Annotated in this window: 1 protein-coding gene; it reads left to right on the forward strand. The window is 63.9% G+C overall.

Going from position 1 to position 1043, the window contains the following annotated elements; translation table 11 throughout:
* Positions 1-64: 64 nt before the first annotated feature.
* A partial coding sequence (locus tag F6X42_RS42815; RefSeq protein WP_187639758.1) for an FIST signal transduction protein occupies positions 65-1043 on the forward strand: 979 nt, incomplete at its 3' end.

The raw sequence follows: 1043 nt of genomic DNA on the forward strand, positions 1-1043 counted from the left end.
GGCAGGGTGAACATGCCCTGCCAGCGGAGGTCCAATTTATTGTTGTCTTCGACAGGTTTCCGCCATGTTTCCCGCTTCGTTTGTCCACGCTCACGCTGCCCACGCCGATTGGCGGGTGGCCTTGGCCGAGTGCCAGCGGCAGGTTCAAACCCAGATTGCGGCCCGTGCGGCACAGCAAGACGAATCCGCACCGTTCACGCTCGGTTGGTGTTACCTGAGCGACTATTACGCACCCGCGTCCGAAGCGATCCTCGATGAACTGCAACGGGGTCAGCCCGGCGTCGCCTGGGTCGGTACGGTAGGCGTCGGCGTGGCCGCCAGCGGCATCGAATATATCGACGAACCGGCCCTGGTGCTGATGGTCGCGCCGCTCCCACGGGAATCGTTCCGGCTGTTTTCCGGTCTGCAACCACTGCCTCCGACATCCTCCGGGTTTGTGGCACATACCGCGCTGGTGCATGCCGAGGGCAGCACGCCGGACGTGCAGGAATTGCTGCACGAACTGAGCGCCCGCACGACCACGGGTTATCTCTTCGGCGGGCTATCCTCGGCGCGAAACCGTCCGTTACACATGGCGGATCGCGTGTTCACCGGGGGTTTGTCCGGCGTGCTCTTCGGCCCTGAGGTCGGTCTGATCTCGCGCGTAACGCAGGGCTGTCAGCCCATCGGGCCGGTGCGCAACATCACGCAGGCCGAACGCAATCTGGTGGTCACGCTGGACGGCATGCCCGCACTCGATTGCGTGCTGCAAGATCTTGGACTCGACCGGGATCTGCCATTCGATGCGTTGTCGCAGGCGCTGTCCACCACCCTGGCGGGTTTGAGCATCGGCGCCGAAGACGTGCCTAAAGGGCCTGGAAAGTTCGGCGCGGACACGCTCGTGCGACACCTGGTGGGCGTGGATCTCCAGCACCGGGTCGTGGCGATTGCCGATCTGGTCGAGCCCGGCATGCATCTGGCCTTTTGCACGCGTAACCCCGAAGCTGCCAAGGTCGATCTGGTGCGCATTACAACGGAAATCCGCGCGGAACTGGAAGGCGGCA

The organism is Paraburkholderia podalyriae (assembly GCF_014397785.1).
In the GTDB taxonomy this organism is placed as follows: domain Bacteria; phylum Pseudomonadota; class Gammaproteobacteria; order Burkholderiales; family Burkholderiaceae; genus Paraburkholderia; species Paraburkholderia podalyriae.